The organism is Bradyrhizobium dasycarpum (genome assembly GCF_042019905.1).
Lineage (GTDB): Bacteria > Pseudomonadota > Alphaproteobacteria > Rhizobiales > Xanthobacteraceae > Bradyrhizobium > Bradyrhizobium japonicum_B.
This window is the reverse complement of record NZ_CP169574.1, coordinates 657,504-683,428: the sequence shown is the minus strand read 5'-3', so window position 1 is coordinate 683,428 and position 25,925 is coordinate 657,504. Positions and strand designations below refer to the sequence as shown.

Here is a 25,925-nt window from a genome sequence, read left to right as displayed (position 1 = left end):
ATATCTCCATCAGATCGATGACGGGGATATCGGTCGCGGTGGACCGGCCCGCAATCGGCGCTCACCAATCAGTGAGACGCTCGGCGCCGTTCCGGCAGCAATGGGGCGCCCGGCTCGACCGCAGGTGGAATGATTATTGCTAAACCAGACCCGAGCATCTTGGCTCATGCGAACACGGAAGGACCAAGCGATGAAGAGAACCGCCCTCATTGTTGCGCTCGGGTTGCTCGGCCTGATGGGCAGCAATTCGCTCGCGCCGGCGCAAGCGGTCTATCCGGACAAGGCCCTGCAATTGATCGTCCCCTTCCCGCCCGGCGGCGCCTCCGACGTGGTGGCGCGCATCATCGGCGGCGAGCTGGAGACGCGGCTCGGCAAGCCCGTGATCATCATCAACCGCCCCGGTGGCGGCACCACGATTGCTGCCAAGGAAGTCGCCCGAGCGGCGCCGGACGGATACACCCTGTTCTTCAGCTCGAACTCGAGCTTCACGCTGCCGGCAGCCGTCAAGGAAACCGTGCCCTACGACGCGGCCAAGGATTTCGAGCCGCTCGGCCAGGTCGGCAAGATCACGCTGGTGCTGGTCACCTACAAGGACAATCCGGTTAAGAACGTGGCTGCGCTCGTCACTGAAGCCAAGGCCAATCCCGACAAGCTCTCGCTGGCGTCCTTCGGCGTCGCGACCGTCTCGCACTTTGCCGGCGAATTGTTCAAATCGGCGGCCGGGATCAAGATGGTGCATCTGCCCTACAAGGGCAGCGCACCGGCGATGAACGACCTCATCGGCAAGCACATCCAGTACCACGTCGACACGGTGATCGCGGTCAAGCCGCAGATCGAGGCGGGCACCGTCAAGGTGCTCGCCGCGTTCTCGGCCAAGCGCACGCCGTTCCTTCCTGACGTGCCGACGCTCGCCGAGCTCGGCTATGGCAACATCGACTTCGCCTCATGGGGCGCCGTGGTCGCTCCCAAGGGTCTGCCGCCGACCGTTCACGACAAGCTCTCCGCAACGCTGGAGGAGACGATCAAAAATCCCGCCGTGGCCGAGCGCTTCGCCAAGGTCGGCTTCGAGCCCGGCTTCGCGCGCTACAGCGATTGGGCCGGAGCGATCGGCAAGGAAACCGCCGACATGAAGGACATCGCGCAAAAGGCAGGGATCAAGGAGGAATAATCCCACGCATCTGCACCGGTCCCAGACGCAAAAACGGCGCCCGAGGGCGCCGTTTTCAATCCATATCCGCTGAGTGGCTTACGCCGCCCCGGCTTCCTTTTCCTGCACCGGGCCGGAATCCTGGCCCTTGGCATCGACGTCGCGGTCGACGAACTCGATCACGGCCATCGCGGCATTGTCGCCGTAGCGGAAGCCGGCCTTGATGATGCGGGTGTAGCCGCCCTGGCGGTCCTTGTAGCGGGTCGCCAGCGTGTCGAAGAGCTTCCTGACCATGTCGACGTCGCGCAGCTCCGAGATCGCCTGGCGGCGCAGCGACAGACCGCCCTTCTTGCCGAGGGTGACGAGCTTCTCGACGATCGGACGGAGCTCCTTGGCCTTCGGCAGCGTGGTGACGATCTGCTCGTGCTTGATCAGCGCGGCCGCCATGTTGGCGAACATCGCCTTGCGATGCTCGGCCGTGCGGTTGAGCTTCCGATGAACCTTGCCGTGACGCATGTGAATAGTCCTTTTCGATTGTGTCGCGGTGGTTCAGCGACTGGTTTCAGGTGGGCTTCCTGCGTTCGCCCGCGAAAGCGCGACGCGCCTTCGCTTTCTAATCTTGAGCATGATCCTGATCGGAACCGCTTCGCACTTTTCCGGGATCATGCTCTCGTCATTCCGGGCGGCTCGCAGAGCCGAACCCGAATCTCGAGGTTCCGGGTTCGATGCTCGCGCATCGCCCCGGAACGACAAAACACTCAGTAATGATCCTCGAAGCGCTTGGCGAGCTCGTCGATGTTCTCCGGCGGCCAGCCCGGCACTTCCATGCCGAGATGCAGACCCATCTGGGCCAGCACTTCCTTGATCTCGTTCAGCGACTTGCGGCCGAAGTTCGGAGTGCGGAGCATTTCGGCTTCGCTCTTCTGCACGAGGTCGCCGATGTAGACGATGTTGTCGTTCTTCAGGCAGTTGGCCGAGCGCACCGACAGCTCGAGCTCGTCCACCTTCTTGAGGAAGGCCGGGTTGAAGGCGAGGTCCGGGATGATCTCCTGGGCGACTTCCTTGCGCGGCTCTTCGAAGTTGACGAAGACGTTGAGCTGGTCCTGCAGGATGCGGGCAGCGTAAGCCACCGAATCATCCGGCGAGATCGCGCCGTTGGTCTCGATCGTCATGGTCAGCTTGTCGTAGTCGAGGATCTGGCCCTCGCGGGTGTTCTCGACCTTGTAGGAGACCTTGCGGACCGGCGAGTACAGGCTGTCGACCGGGATCAGGCCGATCGGCGCGTCCTCGGGACGGTTGCGCTCGGCGGGCACGTAGCCCTTGCCGGTGGCGACCGTGAACTCCATGCGGATCTCGGCGCCCTCGTCGAGGGTGCAGATCTGCAGGTCCGGGTTGAGCACCACGACGTCGCCGACGGTCTGGATGTCGCCGGCGGTGACCACGCCCGGGCCGGACTTCTTCACGACCATGCGCTTGGGGCCTTCGCCCTGCATCTTGATCGAGATGTCCTTGATGTTGAGCACGATGTCGGTGACGTCCTCACGGACGCCCGCGATCGAGGAGAACTCGTGCAGCACGCCGTCGATGTGCACCGACTGCACCGCCGCGCCCTGGAGCGAGGAGAGCAGGATGCGGCGCAGCGCATTGCCGAGCGTCTGGCCGAAGCCACGCTCGAGCGGCTCGGCGACGATCGTCGCGAAACGCGAGGAATCGCTGCCGGGCGTAACCTGGAGCTTGTTCGGCCGAATCAGTTCTTGCCAATTTTTCTGGATCGTCACTGTTTCACCCATACAGGCCAGTCGAACTGCCATTGCAGACACTGGCGTTGGAGAAAGGCCGCAGGTCGCACCAGCGGCTTCTTGCAAAGTCATTGCGGGCGCCGATGCGCCCGCAACTCGTAAAAATCAAACGCGACGACGCTTGCGCGGACGGCAACCGTTGTGCGGGATCGTGGTCACGTCGCGGATCGAGGTGACGGTGAAGCCGGCGGCCTGAAGCGCGCGGAGCGCCGATTCGCGGCCCGAACCGGGACCGGCGACTTCGACCTCGAGCGTGCGCATGCCGTGCTCCTGCGCCTTCTTGGACACGTCCTCGGCGGCAACCTGCGCGGCGTACGGGGTCGACTTGCGCGAGCCCTTGAAGCCCATCGTGCCGGCGGAGGACCAGGCAATCGTGTTGCCCTGCGCGTCGGTGATGGTGATGGTCGTGTTGTTGAACGACGAGTTCACATGCGCGACGCCGGAGGCGATGTTCTTGCGCTCACGACGACGAACGCGGGTGGCTTCCTTGCCCATTGAGTCCCTTTCCTGAAGATCTCAAACGCCGCCGTAATGCCAGCGGCTACACCTGTGGAACGAAAGGCGCGCGGCGAACGGGCATCCCCTGTTCGCCGCACGCCGCGACTAGATCTGAAAACTTACTTCTTCTTGCCGGCGATGGCTTTCGCCGGCCCCTTGCGCGTGCGCGCATTGGTGTGGTGCGCTGGCCGCGCACCGGCAGACCACGACGATGACGCAGACCGCGATAGCAGCCGAGGTCCATCAGACGCTTGATGTTGATGCCGACCTCGCGGCGCAGGTCGCCCTCGACGAGATAGTCGCGGTCGATCACTTCGCGGATCTGGAGCACTTCAGCGTCGCTGAGCTGATTGACGCGACGATCCACGGGGATCTTCACCTTCTCCAGGATCTCACTGGCGATCTTCTGACCGATGCCATGGATGTACTGGAGCGCGATCAGCACGCGCTTGTTGGTGGGAATGTTCACGCCGGCAATACGGGCCACGGCCTTCTCTCCTGTTGCCGATCCTCGTCAGGATCGGGCTTTAAGTGCTTGTGTTCTCGGGCAGGTGTTCACAAACGCGAACACGACGCCCTCCCCCGGTCTTCCTGGGGCCCGGCATCGTCTGAAACTATCCGACTTGGATGCGGGGCTTATTAGGGGATTCCGGGGGCTTTCGTCAACCGCTGCTAGCGCTTGGCTCGCTTTTTCGTGACCTTTTTTGCAGCCGTCCTGGCACCCTTTTTGACCGCCCTTTTGGCGGCCTTCTTTGCGGCCTTCTTCACCTTTTTCTTGACGGTCTTCCTGGCCGCCGTCTTGCGCCCCTTGACGGCCTTCTTGGCAGCCTTCTTGGCGGATTTGGCCGGTTTGGCGGCCTTTTTGGCTGCTTTCACCGCCTTTTTGGCCGTTTTCTTCGCCGCCTTGGCCTTCTTGGCCGGGGCGGCCTTGGCCGCGCTCCTGGTCTTTGCCTTGGTGGCTTCCTTGGCCTGCATCTTGGCGTCGGCCGCGCCCAATGCCTGGAGCTGGCGGTCGATGGCGCGGGTGACCTCGTCGATGGCCATCATGCCGTCGATGGTGGAGAGCTTCCGCCGCTCGGAATAGTAATGAATCAGCGGTTCCGTCTGGCTGCGGTAGCTGGCGAGTCGCTTGGTCAGGACTTCCGGCGTGTCGTCGAGCCGGACCTCCTCGCCGCGCTCCCGCATCTGGGCGACGCGGGTCTCGACACGGTGCAGGAGCGCGCTCTCGTTGACGCGGAGCTCGATCACGGCGTCGAGCTTGAGGCGCTTGTCCTTGAGCAGTTCGTCCAGCGCTTCGGCCTGCGGCACGGTGCGCGGGAAGCCGTCGAGGATGAAACCGTTCTTGGCGTCCGGCTGGTCGATGCGATCGGAGATGATTCCGACCACGACCTCGTCGGGCACGAGGCCGCCGCCGGCCATGATCTCCTTGGCCTTCAGCCCGACCGGCGTTCCGGCCGCCACCGCGGCACGCAGCATGTCGCCGGTCGAGAGCTGGACGATGCCGTAGCGCTGCACCAACAGCTGCGCCTGCGTCCCCTTGCCCGACCCCGGCGGTCCCAGAAGTATAATTCTCATCGGCATACGCCCCCCGGATTGGTGAGCGATACGTCGCGCACCTGTGTTTGAAATCGAAGAACAGTGCAAACCACAATCGGCGCTGCACCGCTACCCTACCATAGGGCAGCAGATGGGTGGACGCCAAGAAGGGCTTTGAAATCAGTGATTGCAGAGCAATGAGAGCGGCACTGCCGAGGTGACCGAGCGGTCGCCCTCAAGGGCCGAGCGCTGCTTGTGCGGCGAATCGGCGGCGCAGTCGCGCCGCCTTCAGAGCACACCGCCTTTAGCGGCGGCGGCCGCGCAGCTTCGACTTGCGGATCAGGCCTTCATACTGGTGTGCCAGCAGATAGCCCTGCACCTGTGCCACCGTATCCATGGTGACGCTGACGACGATCAGCAGCGAGGTGCCGCCAAAGTAGAACGGCACCGAGGCATACGAGATCAGGATCTCCGGGATCAAGCAGACGATCGCCAGATAGATCGCGCCGAGCACGGTGACGCGCGAGAGCACATAGTCGATATATTCCGCGGTGCGCTCGCCGGGCCGGATGCCCGGAATGAAGCCGCCGTGCTTCTTCAGATTGTCCGCGGTCTCGGTCGGGTTGAACACGATCGCGGTGTAGAAGAAGGCGAAGAAGACGATCAGCGCCAGATACATGAACAGGAACAGCGGACGGCCGTGGCCGAGCTGGGTGGTGATCCACTGGAACCATTCCGGCCCGCTGCCCGCGTTGAAATTCGCGACCGTCGTCGGCAGCAGCAGCAGCGAGGACGCGAAGATCGGCGGGATCACGCCGGAGGTGTTGAGCTTGAGCGGCAGATGCGAGGACTGGCCCTCGAACATCTTGTTGCCGACCTGGCGCTTCGGATACTGGATCAGGAGGCGGCGCTGCGCGCGCTCCATGAACACGATGAAGGCGATCACGGCGACGGCCATGATGATGACGACCAGAATCAGGCCGGTCGACATCGCGCCCTGACGGCCGAGCTCGAGCATGTTGGCGAGCGCGGAGGGCAGCTCGGCGACGATGCCGGCGAGAATGATCAGCGAGATGCCGTTGCCGATACCGCGCGAGGTGATCTGCTCGCCCAGCCACATCAGGAACATAGTGCCGCCGGTCAGCGTGATCGCGGTCGAGAGGCGGAAGAACATGCCGGGCTCGCTGACGACGTTGCCGGCACCTTCGAGGCCGACCGCGATGCCGTAAGACTGGAACGCGGCCAGGATCACGGTGAGATAGCGGGTGTACTGGTTCAGCAGCTTGCGGCCGGACTCGCCCTCCTTCTTCAGCGCCTCGAGCTGCGGCGAGACGGTGGTGAGGAGCTGGATGATGATCGAGGCCGAGATATACGGCATGATGTTCAGCGCGAAGATCGCCATGCGGTGGATGCCGCCGCCGGCGAACATGTTGAACATGCCGAGGATGCCGCCCGCCTGGGAGCGGAATACCTGCTCCCAGACATTGGGATCGATGCCCGGAAGCGGGATATAGGTCCCGAGCCGATAAACGAGCAGCGCACCCAGGGTGAACCAGATGCGCTTCTTCAGTTCGTCAGCCTTGGCGAACGCACTGAAATTGAGATTGGCTGCCAGTTGTTCCGCTGCAGAGGCCATCTTGGACTTTCTCCCGCCGCCTATCGCGCCGTCATGCCCGCGGCCGGGCTACATTATACCGGACACCGGACATTATCTGGGGCTCGGCTTCGATAAGTCCATCGTCCCACATGCGTAAAGGCCCGCGCGCCGCGGGCCGATGACGCAGTTGTTACGCCGCCTCGCCTTCTTCCTTGGCAGGGGCGAGAATCTTCACCGAGCCGCCGGCCTTCTCGACCGCTTCGATCGCGGTCTTGCTGGCGCCGTGGACTTCGATGTTGAGCTTGGACTTGAGCTCGCCACGGCCGAGCAGCCGCAGGCCGCCCTTGGCGCGGCGCAGCACGCCGCCCTTCACCAGGGCCTCGACGTTCACGACGCTGCCGGCGTCGATCTTCTTGGCATCGACCGCTTCCTGGAGCCGATCGAGATTGATCTCGGCGAACTCGATGCGGAAGATGTTGTTGAAGCCGCGCTTGGGCAGACGGCGATGCATCGGCATCTGGCCGCCTTCGAAGCCCTTGATGCGCACGCCGGAACGCGCGGTCTGGCCCTTGCCGCCGCGGCCGGACTGCTTGCCCTTGCCCGAACCGATGCCGCGGCCGACGCGCATACGCTTCTTGCGCGAGCCGGCGTTGTCGGCGATATCGCTGAGCTTCATCGCCCTTCTCCTTGTGTCTTGCGCCTGATCTTCGCCGAAAACGGGTAACCCGCTGTTCGGGATCGTGCGCCTTTGCTTACTTCTCGTCGACGATGCGGACGAGATGGTGAACCTTCTCGATCATGCCACGGACCGCCGGCGTATCCGGCAGTTCGCTGGTGCGGCCGATCTTGTTGAGCTTGAGCCCGATCAGCGTCGAGCGCTGCGAGTGATGGCGGCGGATCGCGCTGCCGGTCTGCTCGAGCTTGATCGTCTTTGCGGCCTTGGCCATGGGAGTCTACTCCGAAAAGCTTCCGTTAGTCGGCAGCCGCCTCGGCGTCGCCACCGATACGGCGGGACTGGAGGGTGGACACCTTGATATTGCGGCGGGCAGCGACCGAGCGCGGCGAGTCCTGGTGCTTCAGCGCATCGAAGGTCGCACGAACCATGTTGTAGGGGTTCGAAGAGCCGATCGACTTCGCCACCACGTCCTGGACACCGAGCGTCTCGAACACGGCGCGCATCGGACCGCCGGCGATGATGCCGGTACCGGCCGGCGCCGCACGCAGGTAGACACGGCCCGCGCCATGACGGCCGGCGATGTCGTGATGCAGCGTGCGGCCTTCGCGCAGCGACACGCGGGTCAGGTTGCGCTTGGCGGACTCGGTGGCCTTGCGGATCGCCTCGGGCACTTCGCGCGCCTTGCCGTGACCGAAGCCGGCGCGGCCCTTCTGGTCGCCGATCACGACCAGCGCTGCGAAACCGAAGCGCTTGCCGCCCTTGACGACCTTGGCCACACGATTGATGTGGACGAGCTTGTCGACGAACTCGCTGTCGCGCTCCTCGCGCTCTCTGCGTTCACGTCCGCCGCCGCGTTGATCGCGTCCACCACGTTGTTCGCGTTCAGCTGCCATGGTTTTTCCAATCCTTCAGAGGCTTACGCCTCAATCCTCAAATTCCGTTAGAAGCTCAGCCCACTCTCACGCGCAGCGTCGGCGAGAGCCTTGACGCGCCCGTGATAGAGGTAGCTGCCGCGATCGAACACGACTTCCTTGACACCCTTCTCGGCGGCGCGCTCGGCCAGCAGCTTGCCGACCGCCTTCGCCGCATCGATGTCGGCGCCGGTCTTGCCGCCGTCGCGCATCGACTTCTCGAGCGAGGAGGCAGAGGCCAGCGTCTCGCCCTTCAGGTCGTCGATGACCTGGGCGTAGATGTGCTTGGACGAGCGAAACACCGACAGACGCGGACGACCACCACCGGAGCGGCGCAGCTTCAGCCGCACACTCCGCTTGCGCCGGGCATTGGTAACCTTGGCTTTGGACATGACCGGCTCCGTTACTTCTTCTTGCCTTCCTTGCGGAAGATGAATTCGCCAACATACTTCACGCCCTTGCCCTTGTAGGGCTCCGGCGGGCGATAGCTGCGGATCTCGGCCGCGACCTGGCCGACGCGCTGGATGTCGCTGCCCGACACCGTGATCTCGGTCGGCTTCGGCACCGTGATCGTGATCCCTTCCGGGATCGCGTAGACCACGTCGTGGCTGTAACCGAGCGCGAGCTGCAGGTTCTTGCCCTGCATCGCGGCGCGGTAACCGACGCCGGTGATCTCCAGCTTCTTCTCGAAGCCCTTGGTGACGCCTTCGACCAGATTCGCGACCTGGGCGCGAGCGGTCCCGTACAGGGCACGCGCGCGATTGGTCTCGAAGCGCGGCTGAACCTTGATCTGGCCGCTCTCGAAGCTTCACCTCGACGTCGTCATGGACGACGAACTGAAGCTGGCCCTTCGGCCCCTTCATCTTGACGGTCTGCCCATCGACGGTCGCGGTAACACCCGACGGCACCGCCACAGGCCTTTTGCCAACACGTGACATGGATGAAAAATCCTTCTCAGAACACCGTGAAGAGGACTTCGCCGCCCACATTCGCGTCGCGCGCGCTGTGGTCGGCCATGATCCCCTTCGGCGTCGACAACACCGAAATGCCGAGCCCGTTGTTGACCCGCGGCAGGTTCTTCACCGAGGCGTAGACGCGGCGCCCGGGCTTGGAGACACGTTCGATCTCGCGGATGACGGGCTCGCCGTCGAAATACTTCAGCTCGATCTCGATCTCGCTGCGGCCCGAGGAATGCTCGAGCGTGGCATAGCCGCGGATGTAACCCTCGGTCTTGAGGACCTCGAGCACGTTCTCGCGCATCTTCGAGCCGGGCGTGGAGACCTTGCTCTTCGAGCGCATCTGCGCATTGCGGATACGGGTGATCAGATCGCTGATTGGATCGTGCGTGGACATCTAAACGACCCTCCTTACCAGCTGGACTTCACGAGGCCCGGGACCATGCCCTTGGAGCCAAGTTCGCGCAGCGCGATACGGGACAGCTTGTTCTTGCGGTAGTTCGAGCGCGGACGGCCCGACAGCTCGCAACGCAGGCGGATGCGGGTCGCCGACGAGTTGCGCGGCATTTCCGCCAGCTTCAGGGTCGCGGCGAACCGCTCCTCCATCGGCAGCGTCTTGTCGGCGATGATCGCCTTCAACCGCTCGCGCTTGGCGGCGGCGTTCTTCACCATCCGCTTGCGCCGGTTGTTCTTCTCGACTGAACTCTTCTTTGCCATGCTTGGCTCCTGGGTATCCGCGTTTGAGAGGCTTTAGGTCAGCGTCTCACTGCCGGAACGGGAAATTGAAAGCGGTCAACAAGGCCCTCGCCTCTTCGTCGGTCTTGGCCGTGGTGCAGACGGTGATGTCCATGCCGCGGGCTTCCGTGACCTTGTCGAAGTCGATCTCGGGGAAAATGATGTGCTCCTTGATGCCGAGCGAATAATTGCCGCGGCCGTCGAAGCTCTTCGGGTTCAGGCCGCGGAAGTCGCGGACGCGCGGCAGCGCGACCGTCACCAGGCGATCGACGAACTCGTACATGCGGGCCTTGCGCAGCGTGACCTTGCAGCCGATCGGCTGGTTCTCGCGCAGCTTGAAGGTCGCGATCGCGATCCGCGAATAGGTGACGATTGCCTTCTGGCCGGCGATCTGGGTCAGCTCGGCAGCGGCGGTCTCGGCCTTCTTGCGGTCGTTGACGCTGTCGCCGACGCCCATGTTCAGCACGACCTTGTCCAGGCGCGGAACCTGCATGACGTTCTCATAACCGAACTTCTCGGTCAGAGCCGTGCGGATATTGGCGTCGTATTCCGCGCGCAGGCGCGGGGTGTAAGCGGCCTCAGCCATCGATCTCAGCTCCCGAGCTCTTGGCGATGCGGACCTTCTTGCCGTCCGCCAGAATCTTGAATCCGACGCGGGTCGGCTTTCCGTCCTTGCCGACATACGCGATGTTGGACAGTTGGATCGGCGACTCCTTCGAGATGATGCCGCCCTCCTGGGCCTGCGTCTGCTTCTGGTGACGCTTGACCATGTTGATGCCGCGCACCAGCGCCGTGCCGGCGTCGGGGCGCACTTCGAACACTTCGCCGGTCCGGCCCTTGTCGCGACCGGTCAGCACGACGACCTTGTCGCCCTTGCGGATCTTCGCAGCCATCACAGCACCTCCGGCGCGAGCGAGATGATCTTCATGTGGTTCTTGGCGCGCAGCTCGCGCGGCACGGGCCCGAAGATACGGGTGCCGACCGGCTCGGACTGATTGTTGATCAGAACGGCGGCGTTGCGGTCGAAGCGGATGACCGAACCGTCGGCGCGGCGGATGTCCTTGCGGACGCGCACCACGACGGCCTTCATCACGTCGCCCTTCTTCACCTTGCCACGCGGAATCGCTTCCTTGATCGAGACGACGATGATGTCGCCGATCGTGGCGTAGCGGCGCTTGGAGCCTCCGAGCACCTTGATACACATGACACGGCGTGCGCCAGAATTGTCGGCCACGTCGAGGTTGGTCTGCATCTGAATCATTGATGCACCTCGTCCTCTTCTCTTTGCGCCAGCCCAGCCGGCGCTCAACATTTCCCTGAAGTCAGTCGGCTAAAGCCAACAGATCAGGCGCTTTTCTTGTGCTCGCCCCGGATCACGACCCAGCGCTTCAATTTCGAAATCGGCTTCGATTCCTCGATCCACACCATGTCGCCCGGCTTGAACTCGTTGCTCTCGTCGTGCGCGTGGTAGTTCTTCGAACGGCGGATCGTCTTCTTGTAGATCGGGTGCGTGAAGCGGCGGTCGACGCGCACCACGATGGTCTTGGCCTGCTTGTCGCTGACGACCACGCCCTGCAAAGTACGTTTCGGCATCTTCGTAAGCCTCTTACTTCTTCTTGGCGCGCGTCTGCGCGGCGACGGTCTTGATCCGGGCGATGTCACGGCGGGCCTCGCGCAGGCGCGAGGTGTTCTCGAGCTGCCCGGTGGCGCGCTGGAAGCGCAGGTTGAAGCGCTCCTTCTTCAGGTTCAGGATGGCCTCATCCTGCTGGTCGGGGCTCATCGCGCGGATGTCTTCGATCTTCATCTGGGCCATGACCATTACTCCGCAATGCGCTCGACGAAGCGCGTCTTGATCGGCAGCTTGGCGGCCGCCAGGGTCAGCGCCTCACGCGCCGTCTGGGTGTTGACGCCGTCGATCTCGAACAGCACCCGGCCCGGCTTGACGCGCGCGACCCACAATTCCGGCGAACCCTTGCCGGAGCCCATGCGGACTTCGGCCGGCTTCTTCGACACCGGAACGTCCGGGAACACCCGGATCCAGACGCGGCCGGCGCGCTTCATGTGGCGGGTCAGCGCGCGGCGAGCGGCTTCGATCTGGCGCGCGGTGACGCGCTCAGGCTCGGTCGCCTTCAGGCCGAACTGGCCGAACGCCAACGTCGCGCCCGAAGACGCAACGCCGTGGATGCGGCCCTTATGCGCCTTCCGGAACTTCGTTTTCTTAGGTTGCATCATGGCTTTGAGCCCTCAAATTCCTGTGCGGCTTTAGGCTGCAGCCGTGTCGCGGCGCTGACGGCCACCACGATCACCACTACCGCCCGTCTCGCCTTCGGCCATTCTCTTGTCCTGGGCCATCGGATCGTGCTCGAGGATCTCGCCCTTGAAGATCCAGACCTTGACGCCGCAGGTGCCGAAGGTCGTGAACGCGGTCGCAACGCCGTAGTCGATGTCGGCGCGCAGCGTGTGCAGCGGCACGCGACCTTCGCGGTACCATTCCATGCGCGCGATTTCCGCACCGCCCAGACGACCCGAGCAGTTGATGCGGATGCCTTCCGCGCCGAGACGCATCGCCGACTGCACGGCGCGCTTCATGGCCCGGCGGAACGCCACGCGGCGCTCCAGCTGCTGGGCGATCGATTCGGCCACCAGCGTCGCATCGAGCTCCGGCTTGCGGATCTCGACGATGTTGATGACGACGTCGGACGAGGTGATGTCCGCGACCCGCTTGCGCAGCTTGTCGATGTCGGCGCCCTTCTTGCCGATCACCACGCCCGGACGGGCCGAGTGGATGGTGACGCGGCACTTCTTGTGCGGACGCTCGATCACGATGCGGGCGACGGCCGCCTGCTTGAGCTCCTTGTGCAGGATCTCACGGATCTTGACGTCCTCGTGCAGCAGCTTGCCGTATTCCTGCTTGCCGGCGAACCAGCGGGAATCCCAGGTACGGTTGATGCCGAGGCGCAGACCGATCGGATTGATCTTTTGACCCATCGTGTTCTCCTGCGCCCTTAAGCGGCGGCTTCAGCTTCGACCTGACGAACGATGATCGTCAGCTGCGAAAATGGTTTGTAGACCCGGCCCGAGCGACCCCGGCCGCGAGCGGCGAAGCGCTTCATCACGAGACCGTTGCCGACGAAGGCCTGCGCCACGACGAGATCGTCGACGTCGAGGTCGTGGTTGTTCTCGGCGTTGGCGATGGCCGATTCCAGGCACTTCTTGACGTCGACCGCGATCCGCTTGCGCGAAAACTGCAGATCGGCGAGCGCAGCAGCAGCCTTACGACCGCGAATGAGCTGGGCCACCAGGTTGAGCTTCTGCGGACTCACCCGCAGCATCCGGGCGACCGCCTTGGCCTCGTTGTCGGCGAGGCTCCGTTCGCGCTTAGGTTTGCTCATCGTTTAATCCTCAAGCCTTCTTGGCTTTCTTGTCGCCGGAGTGGCCATGGAAGGTCCGGGTCGGCGAGAACTCGCCGAACTTGTGACCAACCATTTCCTCGTTGACGGCCACCGGCACGTGCTTCTGACCGTTGTAGACGCCGAAGGTCAGGCCGACGAACTGCGGCAGGATCGTCGAACGACGGCTCCAGATCTTGATGACGTCGTGACGGCCGGACGCGCGCGCGGCATCTGCCTTCTTGAGCAGAGAACCCTCGACGAACGGGCCTTTCCAGACTGAACGAACCATGTCCGGCGTTCCTTACTTCTTCCGCTTGTGGCGGCTTAGGAGAATGAATTTGTTGGTCGACTTGTTGGTGCGGGTCTTCTTGCCCTTGGTCGGCTTGCCCCACGGCGTGACCGGGTGGCGGCCGCCCGAGGTACGACCTTCACCACCGCCGTGCGGATGGTCGATCGGGTTCATCGCGACACCACGGTTGTGCGGGCGACGGCCCATCCAACGCTTGCGACCGGCCTTGCCGATCGAGGTGTTCATGTGATCCGGGTTCGACACCGCACCGATCGTGCCGCGGCAACGGCCGTGCACCAGGCGCTGCTCGCCCGAATTCAGGCGGATGATGACGTAGTCCTGGTCACGGCCGACGAGCTGGGCGTAGGTGCCGGCGGAACGGGCGAGCTGGCCGCCCTTCCCGATCTTGACCTCGATGTTGTGGATGATCGTGCCGACCGGCATGTTGCCGAGCGGCATGACGTTGCCCGGCTTCACGTCGACGTAGTTGCCGGCGACGATGGTGTCACCCACGGCCAGGCGCTGCGGCGCCAGGATATAGGCCTGCTCGCCGTCCTGATACTTGATCAGCGCGATGAAGCCGGTGCGGTTCGGATCATACTCGAGCCGCTCGACGGTCGCGGGGACGTCGATCTTCTCGCGCTTGAAATCGACGGTGCGCAGCGTCTTCTTGTGACCGCCGCCACGGAAGCGCACGGTGATGCGGCCGGTGTTGTTGCGGCCGCCCGAGGAATGCTTGCCCTCGGTGAGCGCCTTGACCGGCTTGCCCTTGTAGAGGGCCGAACGATCGACCATGACCAGCTGGCGCTGGCCCGGCGTCGTGGGGTTGAATTTCTTCAGTGCCATCGTCGTACGACCTTACAGACCGGTGGTGACGTCGATCCGGTGGCCCTCTTCGAGGGTCACGATCGCGCGCTTGGTGTTCGACTGCGAGCCGAGATTGCCGCGGAAGACCTTGGTCTTGCCCTTGCGGACCAGCGTGTTGACGCTCTTGACCTTGACGTCGAACAGCTTCTCGATCGCTTCCTTGATCTGCGGCTTGGTCGCCTTCGCGGCGACCTTGAACAGCACCTTGTTGTGCTCGGAGGCGATCGTCGCCTTTTCGGTCACGACCGGCGCAACGATCACGTCGTAGTGGCGAGCCTCGATGTTCTTCGTCATTTGAAGCGCGCCTCCAGCGCATCGATGGCGGCCTTGGTCAGAACGAGCTTCTGACGGCGCAGGATGTCGTAGACGTTGATGCCCTGGATCGGCAGCACGTCCATGTTCGGGATGTTGCGGGCCGCAGCGGCAAAACCGTTGTTGAGCTCGGCACCGTCGATGATCAGCGCGTTGGTCAAGCCCAGACCCGAGAAGTGACCGAGCAGCGCCTTGGTCTTGGCGGCTTCCAGCGCGGCCTTGTCGATCACGACGAGATCGCCGTCCTTGGCCTTGGCCGAGAGCGCATGCTTCAGAGCGAGCGCGCGGACCTTCTTCGGCAGGTCGGTGGCGTGCGAACGCACCACCGGACCGAAGGCACGACCGCCGCCGCGGAACTGCGGCACGCGAGCCGAGCCGTGACGAGCACCGCCGGTGCCCTTCTGCTTGTACATCTTCTTGCCGGTGCGCCAGATCTCGGCGCGGCCCTTGGCCTTATGCGTACCGGCCTGGCGCTTGTTGAGCTGCCACTGCACGCAACGTGCAATGATGTCCTGGCGCGGCTCGAGGCCGAAAATGGTGTCGGAGAGCTGGACCGAGCCGGCTTCCTTACCTTCGAGGGTGGTGACCTTCAATTCCATCTCACGCCTCCTGCGCAGCCGGAGCGGCTTCCGCGTCGCCAGCAACCTTGAACTTGCCGGGCTTCGGAGCTTCCTTCGGCAACGGCTTCTTGACGGCGTCGCGCACGCGGATCCAGCCGCCCTTGGAGCCGGGAACGGCACCTTCGACGAGGATCAGGCCGCGCTCCACATCGGTCTGGACGACGCGAAGGTTGAGCGTGGTGATGCGGTCGACACCCATGTGGCCGGGCATCTTCTTGTTCTTCCAGGTCTTGCCGGGGTCCTGACGGCCGCCGGTCGAACCGATCGAACGGTGCGAGACCGACACGCCGTGGGTGGCGCGCAGACCGCCGAAGTTCCAGCGCTTCATGCCGCCGGCGAACCCCTTACCGACCGAGGTGCCGGTGACGTCGACGAACTGACCGACGACGAAGTGATCCGCAAGGATCTCGGCGCCGACCGGGATCATCGCGTCCTGCGAGACGCGGAATTCCTCGACCCGCCGCTTCGGCTCGACCTTGGCGACCGCGAACTGGCCGCGTTCCGCCTTGGGCATGTAAACGGTCTTGCGGCTGCCAGAACCGAGCTGGAGCGCGACGTAACCGTTCTTCTCTTCGGTACGGTGGCCTACGACCTGGCAATTGCCGAGCTTCAGCACGGTCACGGGGATATGTTCGCCGGCCTCCGTAAAGACCCGCGTCATCCCGACCTTTTGTGCGATCACTCCGGAGCGCATCGGCTTGCTTCCTGTTCTTTCTGTCCTTGCGGACTAGCTAATCTTCGTAAGTGAGCATGACCCGATCCGAAAACCGGTGCCCACTTCTCGGGGCATGCTCAGAGCTTGATCTCGACGTCGACACCGGCGGCCAGGTCGAGCTTCATCAAAGCATCGACGGTCTGCGGGGTCGGATCGACGATGTCGAGCAGGCGCTTGTGAGTGCGCATCTCGAACTGCTCGCGGCTCTTCTTGTCGACGTGGGGCGAACGGTTGACGGTGAACTTCTCGATGCGGGTGGGCAGCGGAATGGGTCCGCGGACCTGCGCGCCGGTGCGCTTCGCCGTGTTCACGATCTCGCGGGTCGACGTATCGAGGATACGATGGTCGAACGCCTTGAGACGGATACGAATGTTTTGGCCGTTCATTGCCGTGCTTTCTCTAGTGAGTGGCGAGTAGCGAGTAGCGAATAGAGATCCCTATCCGCCACTCACCATTCCCTATTCGCTTGTTACTCGATGATCGAGGCGACGACGCCGGCGCCGACGGTGCGGCCACCTTCGCGGATCGCGAAGCGGAGCTTCTCTTCCATCGCGATCGGCACGATCAGGTGCACTTCCATCGCGATGTTGTCGCCCGGCATCACCATCTCGGTGCCTTCCGGCAGATGCACGACACCGGTCACGTCGGTGGTGCGGAAGTAGAACTGCGGACGGTAGTTGGTGAAGAACGGGGTGTGGCGACCGCCCTCTTCCTTGGTGAGGATGTAAGCCTCAGCCTTGAACTTGGTGTGCGGCTTGACCGAACCCGGCTTGCACAGCACCTGGCCGCGCTCGACGTCTTCGCGCTTGGTGCCGCGGAGCAGAGCACCGATGTTGTCGCCGGCCTGGCCCTGATCGAGCAGCTTGCGGAACATTTCGACGCCGGTGACCGTGGTCTTCTGCGTGGCGCGCAGACCGACGATCTCGATTTCCTCGCCGACCTTGACGATGCCGCGCTCGACGCGGCCGGTCACGACGGTGCCGCGGCCCGAGATCGAGAACACGTCTTCAACCGGCATCAGGAACGGCTGGTCGATCGGACGCTCCGGCTGCGGGATGTACTCGTCGACGTTCTTCATCAGCTCGAGAATGGCGTCGTGGCCGAGCTTCTTGTCGGAATCTTCGAGGGCGGCGAGCGCCGAGCCCTTGATGATCGGGATCTTGTCGCCGGGGAAGTCGTACTTGGAGAGCAGCTCGCGGACTTCGAGCTCGACGAGCTCGAGCAGCTCCGGATCGTCGACCATGTCGCACTTGTTGAGGAACACGACGAGCGCGGGCACGCCGACCTGGCGGGCAAGCAGGATGTGCTCGCGGGTCTGCGGCATCGGGCCGTCAGCGGCCGACACGACCAGGATCGCACCGTCCATCTGGGCGGCGCCGGTGATCATGTTCTTGACGTAGTCGGCGTGGCCGGGACAGTCGACGTGGGCATAGTGGCGGTTCGGCGTCTCGTACTCGACGTGCGCGGTCGAGATGGTGATGCCGCGCGCCTTCTCTTCCGGCGCCTTGTCGATCTGGTCGTATGCGGTGAACGTCGCACCGCCGGCTTCGGCGAGAACCTTGGTGATCGCCGCGGTCAGCGACGTCTTGCCGTGGTCGACGTGACCGATGGTGCCGATGTTGCAGTGCGGCTTGTTACGTTCAAACTTTGCTTTGGCCATTTGACTCTCCGTTCAATCGTCAGCTTTAGACCGACGACAATCAGGCAAACTTCTTCTGGACTTCTGCCGACACGTTGGCCGGCGCTTCTGCGTAGTGGTCGAACTGCATGGTGAAGGTCGCGCGACCCTGGCTCATCGAGCGCAGATTGTTCACGTAACCGAACATGTTCATGAGCGGCACCATCGCATTGATGACGTTGGCGTTGCCGCGCATGTCCTGACCCTGGATCTGACCGCGCCGGGAATTCAGGTCGCCGATGACCGAGCCGGTGTAGTCTTCCGGGGTCACCACTTCGACCTTCATGATCGGCTCGAGCAGGACGGACTTGCCCTTCTGCAGGGCTTCGCGGAATGCCGCACGCGCTGCGATTTCGAAGGCGAGCGCCGACGAGTCGACGTCGTGATACTTGCCGTCGACGAGCTGAACCTTGACGTCGACCACGGGGAAGCCCGCGACCACGCCGGAGCTCATCACGCTGTTGAGGCCCTTTTCGACGCCGGGGATGTATTCCTTCGGAACCGCACCGCCGACGATCTTGGACTCGAACTCGTAGCCCTTGCCGGGCTCGTTCGGCTCGACCACGATCGACACTTCCGCGAACTGACCGGTGCCGCCGGTCTGCTTCTTGTGGGTGTACTTGACCTCGGCCTTCTTGGTGACGCGCTCACGGAACGCAACCTGCGGGGCGCCGATGTTGGCGTCGACCTTGTAGGTCCGCTTGAGAATGTCGACCTTGATGTCGAGATGGAGCTCGCCCATGCCCTTGAGGATGGTCTGGCCGGACTCCTGGTCGGTCGACACGCGGAAGGACGGATCCTCCGCGGCGAGCTTGGCCAGCGCCACGCCCAGCTTTTCCTGGTCGGCCTTGGACTTCGGCTCGATCGCGATCTCGATGACCGGCTCGGGGAATTCCATCTTCTCCAGGATCACCTGCTTGTCGGGATCGCACAGCGTGTCACCGGTGCGCGCTTCCTTCAGGCCGGCCAGCGCGACAATGTCGCCGGCATAGGCTTCCTTGATGTCTTCGCGGTTGTTCGCATGCATCAACAGCATGCGCCCGATGCGCTCCTTCTTCTCGCGCGTCGAGTTGACGACGCCGGTGCCGCTCTGCAGCACGCCGGAATAGATGCGGCAGAAGGTGATGGTGCCGACGAACGGGTCGTCCATGATCTTGAACGCGAGCAGCGCCAGCGGCTCCTTGTCGTCCGCCTTGCGCACGACCTCGTTGCCGCGGTCGTCGGTGCCCTTGATCGCGGGCACGTCGATCGGCGACGGCAGATAGTCGACGACGGCGTCGAGCAGCGGCTGTACGCCCTTGTTCTTGAAGGCCGAGCCGCACAGCACGGGATAGAACGCGCCGGTCAGCACCGCCTTGCGGATCAGCCGCTTCAGCGTCGCCTCGTCCGGCTCCTTGCCGTCGAGATAGGCGGCCATGGCGTCGTCGTCGAGCTCGACGGCAGCCTCCACCATCTTCTCGCGGTATTCCTTGGCCTGCTCGACCAGATCCTCGGGAATGTCGACATAGTCGAACTTCGCGCCGAGCGATTCATCGTTCCAGATGATGCCCTGCATCTTCACGAGGTCGACGAGACCCTTGAAGTTGTTCTCGGCGCCGATCGGAAGCTGGATCGCGATCGGCTTGGCGCCCAGGCGGTCGACGATGTCGGACAGGCACTTGAAGAAGTCGGCGCCGGTCTTGTCCATCTTGTTGGCGAAGACGATACGCGGAACCTTGTACTTGTCGCCCTGGCGCCAGACGGTCTCGGTCTGGGGTTCGACGCCCTGGTTCGAATCGAGCACGCAGACGGCGCCGTCGAGCACGCGCAAGCTGCGCTCGACCTCGATGGTGAAGTCGACGTGGCCGGGGGTGTCGATGATGTTCAGGCGCTTGCCGGCCCAGAACGCGGTGGTCGCAGCCGAGGTGATCGTGATGCCACGCTCCTGCTCCTGCTCCATCCAGTCCATCGTCGCGGCACCTTCGTGCACTTCGCCGATCTTGTGGCTCTTGCCGGTGTAATAGAGGATGCGCTCGGTCGTCGTGGTCTTGCCGGCGTCGATATGCGCCATGATACCGAAGTTACGGTAGTCCTCGATGGCATGTTGGCGGGGCATGGGTGGTTCCTTGCGAGTCCGAGTGTGTCGCCGTTACCAGCGATAGTGCGAGAAGGCGCGGTTGGCTTCCGCCATCCGGTGCACGTCTTCACGCTTCTTGACGGCGTTCCCGCGGTTGTTCGATGCGTCCAGCAGCTCGGCCGAAAGCCGCTCGGTCATGGTCTTCTCGTTGCGCTCGCGCGCGGCCGAGATCAGCCAGCGGATGCCCAGCGCCTGCCGGCGGGTCGAGCGAACCTCGACCGGAACCTGGTAGGTCGCACCGCCGACGCGGCGAGAGCGAACCTCGATCGTCGGCATGACGTTCTCGAGCGCCTGCTCGAACACGCCGAGCGGGTTCTGCTTGGTCTTGGATTCGATGATGCCGAACGCACCATAGACGATGCCCTCGGCGACCGACTTCTTGCCGGCATACATCACCGAGTTCATGAACTTCGTGACGATGATGTTCCCGAACTTCGGATCGGGAAGGACTTCGCGCTTTTCCGCTGAATGGCGACGAGACATAGAGCTGGTTCCCGCTTACTTCGGACGCTTCGCGCCGTACTTCGAACGACGCTGCTTACGGTTCTTGACGCCCTGGGTATCCAGAACGCCGCGGAGGATGTGGTAACGCACGCCGGGCAAGTCCTTGACGCGGCCGCCGCGGATCATGACCACCGAGTGCTCCTGGAGGTTATGGCCCTCGCCGGGGATGTAGCCGATCACCTCGAAGCCGTTGGTCAGGCGCACCTTGGCGACCTTACGAAGCGCCGAGTTCGGCTTCTTCGGGGTCGTGGTGTAGACGCGGGTGCAAACACCACGCTTCTGCGGCGACTGCTGCAGCGCCGGCACCTTCTTGCGCGACTTCTGCACTTCACGCGGTTGAGCGATCAGCTGGTTGATCGTCGGCATCCTGGCCTTACCCTTTGTTCTGTCGCGGCCCCTTCCGGATCCGCTGTCTTGCCGCAGCCCGTTGCCGGAACTGCAAATTCTTTCGAGCTACCTGCCCGACGAGGCTGCCTTCCGCGGAACAATCCGCACAAAGCGAAATCGCGCCAACCACCCCATCAACGGGCGGAAAGCGCTTCGACGCCACAGAGGACCGCAGTATTGAGGCCGTCGGCGTAAAGCCACGGCCTGCGCACTGAGGTCATGCATCCGAATTCGATCTCAAGAGAACTTGCTCAAGAGACCTAGAATCGCACTGGCATTGCCTAGCTATGATCGACAGCGTTTGAGCGGCATTCGTCGAGGTTGGTGCCCGCTTCGAGCGATCCCTTGTGGAGCTGGTCCTTGGGGATCTGACGGGTGGCCCGTTCCGACGCTGGCGATGCTCACCGCCTGTCGTTAAGTGAGGCGCTTTCTATAAGTGGGAGTCGCTCAAGTCAAGGCGAAACGACAGTCACGAAGCGCTTCAGCAGCCTGTCAAAATCGCTGTTTATCGCCTCGCCGCGCTCACACTCATATGGGACGACAGCCTCCACGTCGCCAGCTCAGCTGTGATTTATATCCGGACAAAAAGCAATTTTATGATAATCGGCACGGCCTTTTCTTGCTCGGAGTGCGTTAAGGGGCGTTAATCTCTCCGCTTCGGCAGCCATCGGCGCCGCCGGGAGCGGCCGAAGTCGCCGCACGACCAATGTCCGCGACGTCGGCCGCGCGGACTTTCGACGCTCACGACCAATTCGAATGAGAGCTATCCGATCGAGCTCTCGAATCGAAAACTCGTCGTCAGGTGCGGACCGCGCCGATGCCGATCACCGGAATCACCGAATCGCGGTCCGGTCACTCCTCGTCGTCCTCGTCGTCGTCGTCCTCGTCTCTGCCATCGTCGACGGGCGCGGCCGCGCCGTGCGGCTGGTGGATCTGGTCGTTCCACAGCTTGCGATAGGTGCCGTTCTTGGCGAGCAACTGGGCATGAGAGCCGCGTTCGATCGCCCTGCCCCCGGAAATCACGATGATCTCGTCCATCTCGACCACCGACGTCAGACGGTGGGTCGACCAGATCATGGTGCGGCCCTTGGCGACCTTGAGCAGCGTGCGGTTGATCGCAGCTTCCGTGGTCTGGTCCAGCGCCGAGGTGGCTTCGTCCAGCAGCAGCACCGACGGGTTGCGGATGATGGCGCGCGCGATCGCGATGCGCTGGCGCTGGCCGCCCGACAGGGTGTCGCCGCGCTCGCCGACCGGCGTGTCGTATCGCTGCGGCAGGCTCATGATGTAGCGGTGGATCTCGGCCTTCTTGGCAGCGTCCTCCACCTCCTCGTCGGTCGCGCCCTCCTTGCCGAGCCGGATGTTCTCGCGGATCGACATGTTGAACAGCATGTTCTCCTGGAACACCACCGCCATGCTCCGGCGCAGCGAATCCAGCGTCACCTTGCGGACGTCGACACCGTCGATGGTGAGCCGTCCCTCGTCGGGCACGTAGAGCCGCAGGATGAGGTTGAGCAACGTGCTCTTGCCGGAGCCGCTCGGGCCGACGATCGCGATGCGCTTGCCGGCCTCGAGCTTGAGGCTGAGATTGTCCAGCACCGGCGTCTGGCTGCCCTCGTACCGGAAGGTGACGCGGTCGAAGGTGATGTCGTTGGTGATGCGCGGCAAATCGGGCGCACCGGGCCGATCGGCGCCGCGGGTCGGCTCGTCCAGCAGCTCCTGGATATGGCGGATCGCGGCGGCCGAGGAGATCGACACCGGGATGAAATGCATCAGATGGGCGATGTTGTAGGAAACCTCCCAGAACGCGCTCTCGAAGGTGACGAAGGTGCCGATGGTGATCTGGCCCTTGGTCGCCAGATACGCGCCGATCGCGAGCACCACGAGGTGCAGCAATAGCACCGAGATGGTGACCGTCCGCTCCACCATGGTCGACAGGAATGCGGCCGAGGCGATCTTGTTGCGCGTCTCGTCGTTGCGGAAGGCGAAGAAGCCGAACATCTTGCGCTGCAGGCTGAACGCCTTGATCACGGCCTGCGCCGCCACGTTCTCCTGCACCATGCCGAGCAGCGCGCTCTCGTTGAGCTTCTGCTCGTAATTGGCCTGCACTGCCTTGGGCGTCAGGATCCGCGGGCCGATCAGCGTAATCGGAAACACGAGCAGCGCGACCACCGCGAGCTGCCAGTTCAGGAACACCATCAGGACGATGCCGGCGATCAGTTCCAGAAACGGCAGCGCGGCGCTGTTGGCGAAGGTCTTCACCGAGCCTTCGAACGCGGAGAGGTCGACCGAGAAGCGCGACAGGATTTCGCCGCGCTTGGTGCGGCCGAAATAGGCCGCCGGCAGGTCCTGGACGTGCTCGAACAGGCGTTTGCGGACGTCCGAGATGACGCAGGCGGCCAGCCGCGCATCCCAGCGCTCGTACCAGACCGCGACAATCGAGGTGAAGATGCCGGCGACGGCGAGCACGCCGAGGATCTTGTACAGCGCCTGGAAGTCTTCCTCGCCGAGCGCCTCGTCGATCAGAAACTTGAGGCTGAGCGGCATGATGACGTTGAACAGCGTCTCGACGAAGACGCCGAACGCGACGAACGACAGCATCCGCTTGTAGTTCGTCAGATAGGGTTTGACGAACCCGAGAATGGTCGCGAGCGCGCCGGCGGCCTCGCGGGCAGTAAAGACGACGAGGTCCTCGTCCTCGTCATCGTCGTCGAGTTCCAGGCCGTCCTCCGCCTCGTCCTCGTCATCCTCCTCGTCGTCGAGCTCCGGTTTGGCCGAAGCGGCGAGCTTGTCGTCGAGCTCGGCCGCCTTGTCTGCGGTGAGCTTCTGTTTGTCGGGCGAGAGAGGCTTGTCGTCGGGCGAGAGAGGCTTGGATGCCATGAAACCAACCGATGCTGACGGCCGGCATGACCGCAGAGAAAGCAGGACATAGCGGCAACCGCTATGGCCCCGATTCTATGCGATCAAGATGAATTCGGCAAAACAATTGGGCGAATTCGACGCGTCCGGCGGCTATTCCTCGTCCTCGTCCTCGACCTTGTCAAAGAAGGAATAGCGCAGGCTGTCGGCGTCGGCGTACCACTGTCCTGGCCCCTTGTTGGCGGCGAGCGTCGCCTCCCAGAGCGCATCGGTGCAGTCCTTGCGGTGCATCGAGAGATCGAAACCATTGCCGAAGAACAGCTCGGACCATTCCCACCAGGTGCCGAGCTTCTTGACCCCGCGCAGGAGGTCGTAGCGGTCGATCAGGGCGGGAGCCATGTCCGAGGTGATCGAGCCGAACACGAGGCCGGTCTTGACCACGCGGTTGAGCTCGCGGATCGCGCGGACCACCTGCTTCGGGGAAACGTGGCAGAGGCTGGTCTCGAACACGAAGTCGAATGCGCCGTCCTTGAACGGCATGTCGGTGATCGAGCCGAGCTTGTTGTACTTCTTCAGCGCCTTCGGCGTCCTGGCGTGGATGGCACGGTTGTTCTCGATGCCGAAGGCATCGATGCCGCGCTCGCGCAGCGCGCCGACCAGCTCGCCGCTGGCGGAGCCCGCGACGAGCAGCCTGAAGCCCTTCGTCTTGCCCCAGACGATACCGAGCAGCTTGGTGAGATAATCGGGGTCGGTAAAGTGGCGCCAGGCCTCGTGGTAGGGACCGAGACCGCGATAGTTCTCGAAATAATCGCGATCGATCTTGTCGGAGAGCGGCTTGTCCTCCTGCGCGCGTTCCCGGCGCAGGCGCATCATCTCGGTCAGGATGATGTCGGTGGCGGCGTCGGAGGAGTCGAGCAGGCCGTTCAGCGTGGAATCGAACAGATAGTCGCCGACCACCACGATGCCCGGATGCTCCTTCGGCTCCGGCCGGTGATTGGTCATGACGTCGCGCACGGGCAGACCGCCCGGTATGGCGTTCACCGACGACAGCCAGCGGTGGATCTTGCCTTCCATGAAATGCGAACGCGCATCGCCGAGCGAGGCCGGCAGCGACTTCAGCGCGGCGTCGATCAGCTCCTGGTCCGACAGATTGGCGAAGGCCAGCGCGTCGGAGCCCGGAATCAGCCAGTTCAGCACGCCGTGCTTGCCGACGTCGTGGCGCGCGCCCTCGTTGTAGACGCAGCAACCGCCGAAAGCTTCCGACATGAACCAGGCGCCGGGAATCTTCCCGCCCCAGAACGGCGTGTCGAACAGGATCGAGACGCGCAGGTAATGCGCCGGACGGTCGAAATAGGAGACGTGCTTGACCATCGACTTGCGCAGCTGCTCGCCTTCCCAGCCGAGCGTGGCCAGCCAGGAATGCGGCAAGCAGACCAGCACGAGGTCGAAGTCGCGGGTCTCCGGTCCCTTGCCGTTCATCATCTTGAGCTGGTAGCGGCCGGTCGGCGCCTTGCCCACGGTGAGCACGCGATGATTGAGCTGGATGTCGGCATTGACCTCCGACTGCAGGCACTCGATCAGCTGCTCGTTGCCGTTCTGGATGGAATAGAGGCCGATATAGCCGTCGACATCCATCAGGTAGTTCTTGAGCGCGTTGAGGCCGTTGGTGTTGTGGCTCTCGGTCGCGATGTCGGAGCGCGCCATCACCTTGAAGAATCGCTTGGCCGTCTCGTCCTCGACCTCCTCGTCGAGCACCTGCTCGGCGGTCTTGTAGGCCCAGGGATTCTCGTTGTCGTGCGCGCCGACGCCCTCGTAATATTCGACCGGCGACAACATCTCGGTGCAGCGCTTGCGGAAGGCCTCGATCGCAGCGGCGGTCTTGGCGCCGTATTTGCGGCGCATGCCGGGCACATCGTTCAGCAGCTCGCCGCCGAGGTGCACCTGCTCGGCGTCCATCGGAATGGTCTGCAGCCCGAAATGCTGGATCAACTCGCGCAGCGGATCCGGACCCGTCATCGAGTAATCGTAGATCTCGGCTACGCCGGCCTCGTACATCGCCGGCGCGGAATCGAACTTGCGCGTGACGATCTTGCCGCCGAGCCGGTCGGAGGCCTCGTAGATGGTGACGCGACAGAGATCGCCGAGCTTGCGCTTCAGGTACCAGGCGCTCATCAGCCCGCCAGGGCCGCCGCCTACGATTGCGAGATCAAGCATATGAGTTCCGTGGTCTCCGGTCCGCCCCCTTCACGGGACCACCGGTCTAAACTCTCCTAGCAGAAGCGCTTTTACGCCTGAAGGAAAGATGAACAAGGCCTGATCCTGCACCGCAGCAAG

At 63.5% G+C, this 25,925-nt stretch carries 32 protein-coding genes and 2 pseudogenes; 1 reads left to right on the top strand and 33 read right to left on the bottom strand.

Annotation, left to right across the window (positions count from 1 at the left end; all coding sequences use genetic code 11):
• Nucleotides 1–190 precede the first annotated feature (190 nt).
• A complete protein-coding gene (locus ACETMP_RS03515; RefSeq protein WP_375159899.1) occupies nucleotides 191–1,168 on the top strand; it encodes a Bug family tripartite tricarboxylate transporter substrate binding protein in 978 nt (325 codons plus the stop codon).
• A 78-nt stretch (nucleotides 1,169–1,246) separates the two neighbouring features.
• On the opposite strand, the gene rplQ is transcribed toward ACETMP_RS03515, so the two are convergent.
• The 33 genes and pseudogenes from rplQ to ACETMP_RS03350 all read right to left on the bottom strand — a co-directional run bounded on the left by rplQ (nucleotide 1,247) and on the right by ACETMP_RS03350 (nucleotide 25,805).
• On the bottom strand, nucleotides 1,247–1,663 hold the full coding sequence (gene rplQ / locus ACETMP_RS03510) for a 50S ribosomal protein L17 (RefSeq protein ID WP_375159898.1): 417 nt from the start codon (nucleotides 1,661–1,663) through the stop codon (nucleotides 1,247–1,249).
• A 242-nt stretch (nucleotides 1,664–1,905) separates the two neighbouring features.
• On the bottom strand, nucleotides 1,906–2,937 hold the full coding sequence (locus tag ACETMP_RS03505) for a DNA-directed RNA polymerase subunit alpha (protein WP_375159897.1): 1,032 nt from the start codon (nucleotides 2,935–2,937) through the stop codon (nucleotides 1,906–1,908).
• Between the two features lie 114 nt (nucleotides 2,938–3,051).
• On the bottom strand, nucleotides 3,052–3,441 hold the full coding sequence (gene rpsK, locus ACETMP_RS03500; protein WP_007603045.1) for a 30S ribosomal protein S11: 390 nt from the start codon (nucleotides 3,439–3,441) through the stop codon (nucleotides 3,052–3,054).
• 122 nt (nucleotides 3,442–3,563) lie between these two features.
• Nucleotides 3,564–3,931: pseudogene (rpsM, locus tag ACETMP_RS03495) on the bottom strand (30S ribosomal protein S13).
• A gap of 185 nt (nucleotides 3,932–4,116) precedes the next feature.
• A complete protein-coding gene (locus ACETMP_RS03490; RefSeq protein WP_375159896.1) occupies nucleotides 4,117–5,019 on the bottom strand; it encodes an adenylate kinase in 903 nt (300 codons plus the stop codon).
• Nucleotides 5,020–5,284: 265 nt separating this feature from the next.
• Nucleotides 5,285–6,616 carry a preprotein translocase subunit SecY gene (secY, locus tag ACETMP_RS03485; RefSeq protein ID WP_375159895.1) on the bottom strand — a complete coding sequence of 444 codons (1,332 nt, stop codon included), beginning with the start codon at nucleotides 6,614–6,616 and terminating at the stop codon, nucleotides 5,285–5,287.
• Nucleotides 6,617–6,767: 151 nt separating this feature from the next.
• On the bottom strand, nucleotides 6,768–7,253 hold the full coding sequence (rplO, locus tag ACETMP_RS03480; RefSeq protein ID WP_375159894.1) for a 50S ribosomal protein L15: 486 nt from the start codon (nucleotides 7,251–7,253) through the stop codon (nucleotides 6,768–6,770).
• Between the two features lie 76 nt (nucleotides 7,254–7,329).
• Complete coding sequence (gene rpmD / locus ACETMP_RS03475; protein WP_011088137.1) at nucleotides 7,330–7,524, bottom strand: 50S ribosomal protein L30; 195 nt, start codon at nucleotides 7,522–7,524, stop codon at nucleotides 7,330–7,332.
• Nucleotides 7,525–7,549: 25 nt separating this feature from the next.
• Nucleotides 7,550–8,146 (bottom strand): 30S ribosomal protein S5, encoded by a 597-nt coding sequence (gene rpsE / locus ACETMP_RS03470; RefSeq protein ID WP_014494507.1) that lies wholly within the window; start codon nucleotides 8,144–8,146, stop codon nucleotides 7,550–7,552.
• Nucleotides 8,147–8,193: 47 nt separating this feature from the next.
• Nucleotides 8,194–8,556, bottom strand: coding sequence for a 50S ribosomal protein L18 (gene rplR, locus ACETMP_RS03465; RefSeq protein WP_007603036.1), 363 nt, complete (start codon nucleotides 8,554–8,556; stop codon nucleotides 8,194–8,196).
• Nucleotides 8,557–8,567: 11 nt separating this feature from the next.
• Nucleotides 8,568–9,102: pseudogene (gene rplF, locus ACETMP_RS03460) on the bottom strand (50S ribosomal protein L6).
• Nucleotides 9,103–9,118: 16 nt separating this feature from the next.
• Nucleotides 9,119–9,517: a 30S ribosomal protein S8 gene (gene rpsH / locus ACETMP_RS03455; RefSeq protein WP_028137017.1), complete on the bottom strand. Its 399-nt coding sequence runs from the start codon at nucleotides 9,515–9,517 to the stop codon at nucleotides 9,119–9,121.
• Between the two features lie 14 nt (nucleotides 9,518–9,531).
• Entirely contained in the window at nucleotides 9,532–9,837 is a 306-nt protein-coding gene (rpsN, locus tag ACETMP_RS03450; RefSeq protein WP_028137018.1) for a 30S ribosomal protein S14, read from the bottom strand.
• A 46-nt stretch (nucleotides 9,838–9,883) separates the two neighbouring features.
• Nucleotides 9,884–10,441, bottom strand: coding sequence for a 50S ribosomal protein L5 (rplE, locus tag ACETMP_RS03445; protein WP_375159893.1), 558 nt, complete (start codon nucleotides 10,439–10,441; stop codon nucleotides 9,884–9,886).
• Nucleotides 10,434–10,748, bottom strand: coding sequence for a 50S ribosomal protein L24 (gene rplX / locus ACETMP_RS03440; protein WP_007603031.1), 315 nt, complete (start codon nucleotides 10,746–10,748; stop codon nucleotides 10,434–10,436). The genes rplE and rplX overlap by 8 nt, the downstream gene beginning before the upstream one ends.
• Entirely contained in the window at nucleotides 10,748–11,116 is a 369-nt protein-coding gene (gene rplN / locus ACETMP_RS03435; protein ID WP_007603030.1) for a 50S ribosomal protein L14, read from the bottom strand. Before rplN ends, rplX begins: the two co-directional genes overlap by 1 nt.
• 83 nt (nucleotides 11,117–11,199) lie before the next feature.
• Nucleotides 11,200–11,448, bottom strand: a complete 249-nt coding sequence (gene rpsQ, locus ACETMP_RS03430; protein ID WP_007603028.1) for a 30S ribosomal protein S17 — start codon at nucleotides 11,446–11,448, stop codon at nucleotides 11,200–11,202.
• A gap of 13 nt (nucleotides 11,449–11,461) precedes the next feature.
• Entirely contained in the window at nucleotides 11,462–11,668 is a 207-nt protein-coding gene (gene rpmC / locus ACETMP_RS03425) for a 50S ribosomal protein L29 (protein ID WP_157280557.1), read from the bottom strand.
• A gap of 5 nt (nucleotides 11,669–11,673) precedes the next feature.
• The gene (gene rplP, locus ACETMP_RS03420; RefSeq protein WP_008136349.1) at nucleotides 11,674–12,087 is read right to left on the bottom strand and encodes a 50S ribosomal protein L16; all 414 of its coding nucleotides are present in this window, start codon (nucleotides 12,085–12,087) and stop codon (nucleotides 11,674–11,676) included.
• 30 nt (nucleotides 12,088–12,117) lie between these two features.
• Nucleotides 12,118–12,843, bottom strand: coding sequence for a 30S ribosomal protein S3 (rpsC, locus tag ACETMP_RS03415; protein WP_018647246.1), 726 nt, complete (start codon nucleotides 12,841–12,843; stop codon nucleotides 12,118–12,120).
• 17 nt (nucleotides 12,844–12,860) lie between these two features.
• Nucleotides 12,861–13,247 carry a 50S ribosomal protein L22 gene (gene rplV / locus ACETMP_RS03410; RefSeq protein WP_028137020.1) on the bottom strand — a complete coding sequence of 129 codons (387 nt, stop codon included), beginning with the start codon at nucleotides 13,245–13,247 and terminating at the stop codon, nucleotides 12,861–12,863.
• Nucleotides 13,248–13,257: 10 nt separating this feature from the next.
• Nucleotides 13,258–13,536 carry a 30S ribosomal protein S19 gene (rpsS, locus tag ACETMP_RS03405; protein ID WP_008136357.1) on the bottom strand — a complete coding sequence of 93 codons (279 nt, stop codon included), beginning with the start codon at nucleotides 13,534–13,536 and terminating at the stop codon, nucleotides 13,258–13,260.
• 12 nt (nucleotides 13,537–13,548) lie between these two features.
• On the bottom strand, nucleotides 13,549–14,382 hold the full coding sequence (gene rplB, locus ACETMP_RS03400) for a 50S ribosomal protein L2 (protein WP_126258105.1): 834 nt from the start codon (nucleotides 14,380–14,382) through the stop codon (nucleotides 13,549–13,551).
• A 12-nt stretch (nucleotides 14,383–14,394) separates the two neighbouring features.
• Nucleotides 14,395–14,697 (bottom strand): 50S ribosomal protein L23, encoded by a 303-nt coding sequence (locus tag ACETMP_RS03395; protein WP_028137022.1) that lies wholly within the window; start codon nucleotides 14,695–14,697, stop codon nucleotides 14,395–14,397.
• Nucleotides 14,694–15,314 (bottom strand): 50S ribosomal protein L4, encoded by a 621-nt coding sequence (rplD, locus tag ACETMP_RS03390; protein WP_074116741.1) that lies wholly within the window; start codon nucleotides 15,312–15,314, stop codon nucleotides 14,694–14,696. Before rplD ends, ACETMP_RS03395 begins: the two co-directional genes overlap by 4 nt.
• 1 nt (nucleotide 15,315) lies before the next feature.
• On the bottom strand, nucleotides 15,316–16,029 hold the full coding sequence (gene rplC / locus ACETMP_RS03385) for a 50S ribosomal protein L3 (protein WP_028137024.1): 714 nt from the start codon (nucleotides 16,027–16,029) through the stop codon (nucleotides 15,316–15,318).
• 98 nt (nucleotides 16,030–16,127) lie between these two features.
• Complete coding sequence (gene rpsJ / locus ACETMP_RS03380; RefSeq protein ID WP_002712302.1) at nucleotides 16,128–16,436, bottom strand: 30S ribosomal protein S10; 309 nt, start codon at nucleotides 16,434–16,436, stop codon at nucleotides 16,128–16,130.
• Nucleotides 16,437–16,519: 83 nt separating this feature from the next.
• Nucleotides 16,520–17,710, bottom strand: coding sequence for an elongation factor Tu (gene tuf, locus ACETMP_RS03375; RefSeq protein WP_008136415.1), 1,191 nt, complete (start codon nucleotides 17,708–17,710; stop codon nucleotides 16,520–16,522).
• Nucleotides 17,711–17,750: 40 nt separating this feature from the next.
• A complete protein-coding gene (gene fusA, locus ACETMP_RS03370) occupies nucleotides 17,751–19,823 on the bottom strand; it encodes an elongation factor G (RefSeq protein WP_028137025.1) in 2,073 nt (690 codons plus the stop codon).
• Between the two features lie 33 nt (nucleotides 19,824–19,856).
• Entirely contained in the window at nucleotides 19,857–20,327 is a 471-nt protein-coding gene (gene rpsG / locus ACETMP_RS03365; RefSeq protein ID WP_008136420.1) for a 30S ribosomal protein S7, read from the bottom strand.
• 15 nt (nucleotides 20,328–20,342) lie between these two features.
• Nucleotides 20,343–20,714: a 30S ribosomal protein S12 gene (rpsL, locus tag ACETMP_RS03360; RefSeq protein WP_007603006.1), complete on the bottom strand. Its 372-nt coding sequence runs from the start codon at nucleotides 20,712–20,714 to the stop codon at nucleotides 20,343–20,345.
• A gap of 873 nt (nucleotides 20,715–21,587) precedes the next feature.
• Nucleotides 21,588–23,612 carry an ABC transporter ATP-binding protein gene (locus ACETMP_RS03355; protein ID WP_375159892.1) on the bottom strand — a complete coding sequence of 675 codons (2,025 nt, stop codon included), beginning with the start codon at nucleotides 23,610–23,612 and terminating at the stop codon, nucleotides 21,588–21,590.
• A gap of 132 nt (nucleotides 23,613–23,744) precedes the next feature.
• A complete protein-coding gene (locus ACETMP_RS03350) occupies nucleotides 23,745–25,805 on the bottom strand; it encodes an FAD-dependent oxidoreductase (protein ID WP_375159891.1) in 2,061 nt (686 codons plus the stop codon).
• Between the last annotated feature and the right edge of the window lie 120 nt (nucleotides 25,806–25,925).

Excerpts from the sequence above, each read along its gene's own strand:
- rplR (WP_007603036.1), bottom strand. The coding sequence starts at position 8,556 with ATGTCCAAAGCCAAGGTTACCAATGCCCGGCGCAAGCGGAGTGTGCGG.
- rplX (WP_007603031.1), bottom strand. The coding sequence starts at position 10,748 with ATGGCTGCGAAGATCCGCAAGGGCGACAAGGTCGTCGTGCTGACCGGT.
- rpsL (WP_007603006.1), bottom strand. The coding sequence starts at position 20,714 with ATGCCGACGATCAACCAGCTGATCGCTCAACCGCGTGAAGTGCAGAAG.
- secY (WP_375159895.1), bottom strand. The coding sequence starts at position 6,616 with ATGGCCTCTGCAGCGGAACAACTGGCAGCCAATCTCAATTTCAGTGCG.
- rpmC (WP_157280557.1), bottom strand. The coding sequence starts at position 11,668 with ATGGCCCAGATGAAGATCGAAGACATCCGCGCGATGAGCCCCGACCAG.
- rplP (WP_008136349.1), bottom strand. The coding sequence starts at position 12,087 with ATGATGCAACCTAAGAAAACGAAGTTCCGGAAGGCGCATAAGGGCCGC.
- fusA (WP_028137025.1), bottom strand. The coding sequence starts at position 19,823 with ATGCCCCGCCAACATGCCATCGAGGACTACCGTAACTTCGGTATCATG.
- ACETMP_RS03395 (WP_028137022.1), bottom strand. The coding sequence starts at position 14,697 with ATGACGAAGAACATCGAGGCTCGCCACTACGACGTGATCGTTGCGCCG.
- rplC (WP_028137024.1), bottom strand. The coding sequence starts at position 16,029 with ATGCGCTCCGGAGTGATCGCACAAAAGGTCGGGATGACGCGGGTCTTT.
- rpsQ (WP_007603028.1), bottom strand. The coding sequence starts at position 11,448 with ATGCCGAAACGTACTTTGCAGGGCGTGGTCGTCAGCGACAAGCAGGCC.
- rpsS (WP_008136357.1), bottom strand. The coding sequence starts at position 13,536 with ATGGTTCGTTCAGTCTGGAAAGGCCCGTTCGTCGAGGGTTCTCTGCTC.
- rplD (WP_074116741.1), bottom strand. The coding sequence starts at position 15,314 with ATGGAATTGAAGGTCACCACCCTCGAAGGTAAGGAAGCCGGCTCGGTC.
- rplN (WP_007603030.1), bottom strand. The coding sequence starts at position 11,116 with ATGATTCAGATGCAGACCAACCTCGACGTGGCCGACAATTCTGGCGCA.
- ACETMP_RS03355 (WP_375159892.1), bottom strand. The coding sequence starts at position 23,612 with ATGGCATCCAAGCCTCTCTCGCCCGACGACAAGCCTCTCTCGCCCGAC.
- ACETMP_RS03505 (WP_375159897.1), bottom strand. The coding sequence starts at position 2,937 with ATGGGTGAAACAGTGACGATCCAGAAAAATTGGCAAGAACTGATTCGG.
- rplB (WP_126258105.1), bottom strand. The coding sequence starts at position 14,382 with ATGGCACTGAAGAAATTCAACCCCACGACGCCGGGCCAGCGCCAGCTG.
- rpsN (WP_028137018.1), bottom strand. The coding sequence starts at position 9,837 with ATGGCAAAGAAGAGTTCAGTCGAGAAGAACAACCGGCGCAAGCGGATG.
- rplO (WP_375159894.1), bottom strand. The coding sequence starts at position 7,253 with ATGAAGCTCAGCGATATCGCCGACAACGCCGGCTCGCGCAAGAAGCGT.
- tuf (WP_008136415.1), bottom strand. The coding sequence starts at position 17,710 with ATGGCCAAAGCAAAGTTTGAACGTAACAAGCCGCACTGCAACATCGGC.
- rpsJ (WP_002712302.1), bottom strand. The coding sequence starts at position 16,436 with ATGAACGGCCAAAACATTCGTATCCGTCTCAAGGCGTTCGACCATCGT.
- ACETMP_RS03350 (WP_375159891.1), bottom strand. The coding sequence starts at position 25,805 with ATGCTTGATCTCGCAATCGTAGGCGGCGGCCCTGGCGGGCTGATGAGC.
- rpsH (WP_028137017.1), bottom strand. The coding sequence starts at position 9,517 with ATGTCCACGCACGATCCAATCAGCGATCTGATCACCCGTATCCGCAAT.
- rplV (WP_028137020.1), bottom strand. The coding sequence starts at position 13,247 with ATGAGCAAACCTAAGCGCGAACGGAGCCTCGCCGACAACGAGGCCAAG.
- rpsC (WP_018647246.1), bottom strand. The coding sequence starts at position 12,843 with ATGGGTCAAAAGATCAATCCGATCGGTCTGCGCCTCGGCATCAACCGT.
- rpmD (WP_011088137.1), bottom strand. The coding sequence starts at position 7,524 with ATGGCCAAGGCCGCAAAGACGATCAAGCTCGAGCAGACCGGCAGCGCG.
- ACETMP_RS03515 (WP_375159899.1), top strand. The coding sequence starts at position 191 with ATGAAGAGAACCGCCCTCATTGTTGCGCTCGGGTTGCTCGGCCTGATG.
- rplE (WP_375159893.1), bottom strand. The coding sequence starts at position 10,441 with ATGGCTGAGGCCGCTTACACCCCGCGCCTGCGCGCGGAATACGACGCC.
- rpsG (WP_008136420.1), bottom strand. The coding sequence starts at position 20,327 with ATGTCTCGTCGCCATTCAGCGGAAAAGCGCGAAGTCCTTCCCGATCCG.
- ACETMP_RS03490 (WP_375159896.1), bottom strand. The coding sequence starts at position 5,019 with ATGAGAATTATACTTCTGGGACCGCCGGGGTCGGGCAAGGGGACGCAG.
- rplQ (WP_375159898.1), bottom strand. The coding sequence starts at position 1,663 with ATGCGTCACGGCAAGGTTCATCGGAAGCTCAACCGCACGGCCGAGCAT.
- rpsK (WP_007603045.1), bottom strand. The coding sequence starts at position 3,441 with ATGGGCAAGGAAGCCACCCGCGTTCGTCGTCGTGAGCGCAAGAACATC.
- rpsE (WP_014494507.1), bottom strand. The coding sequence starts at position 8,146 with ATGGCAGCTGAACGCGAACAACGTGGTGGACGCGATCAACGCGGCGGC.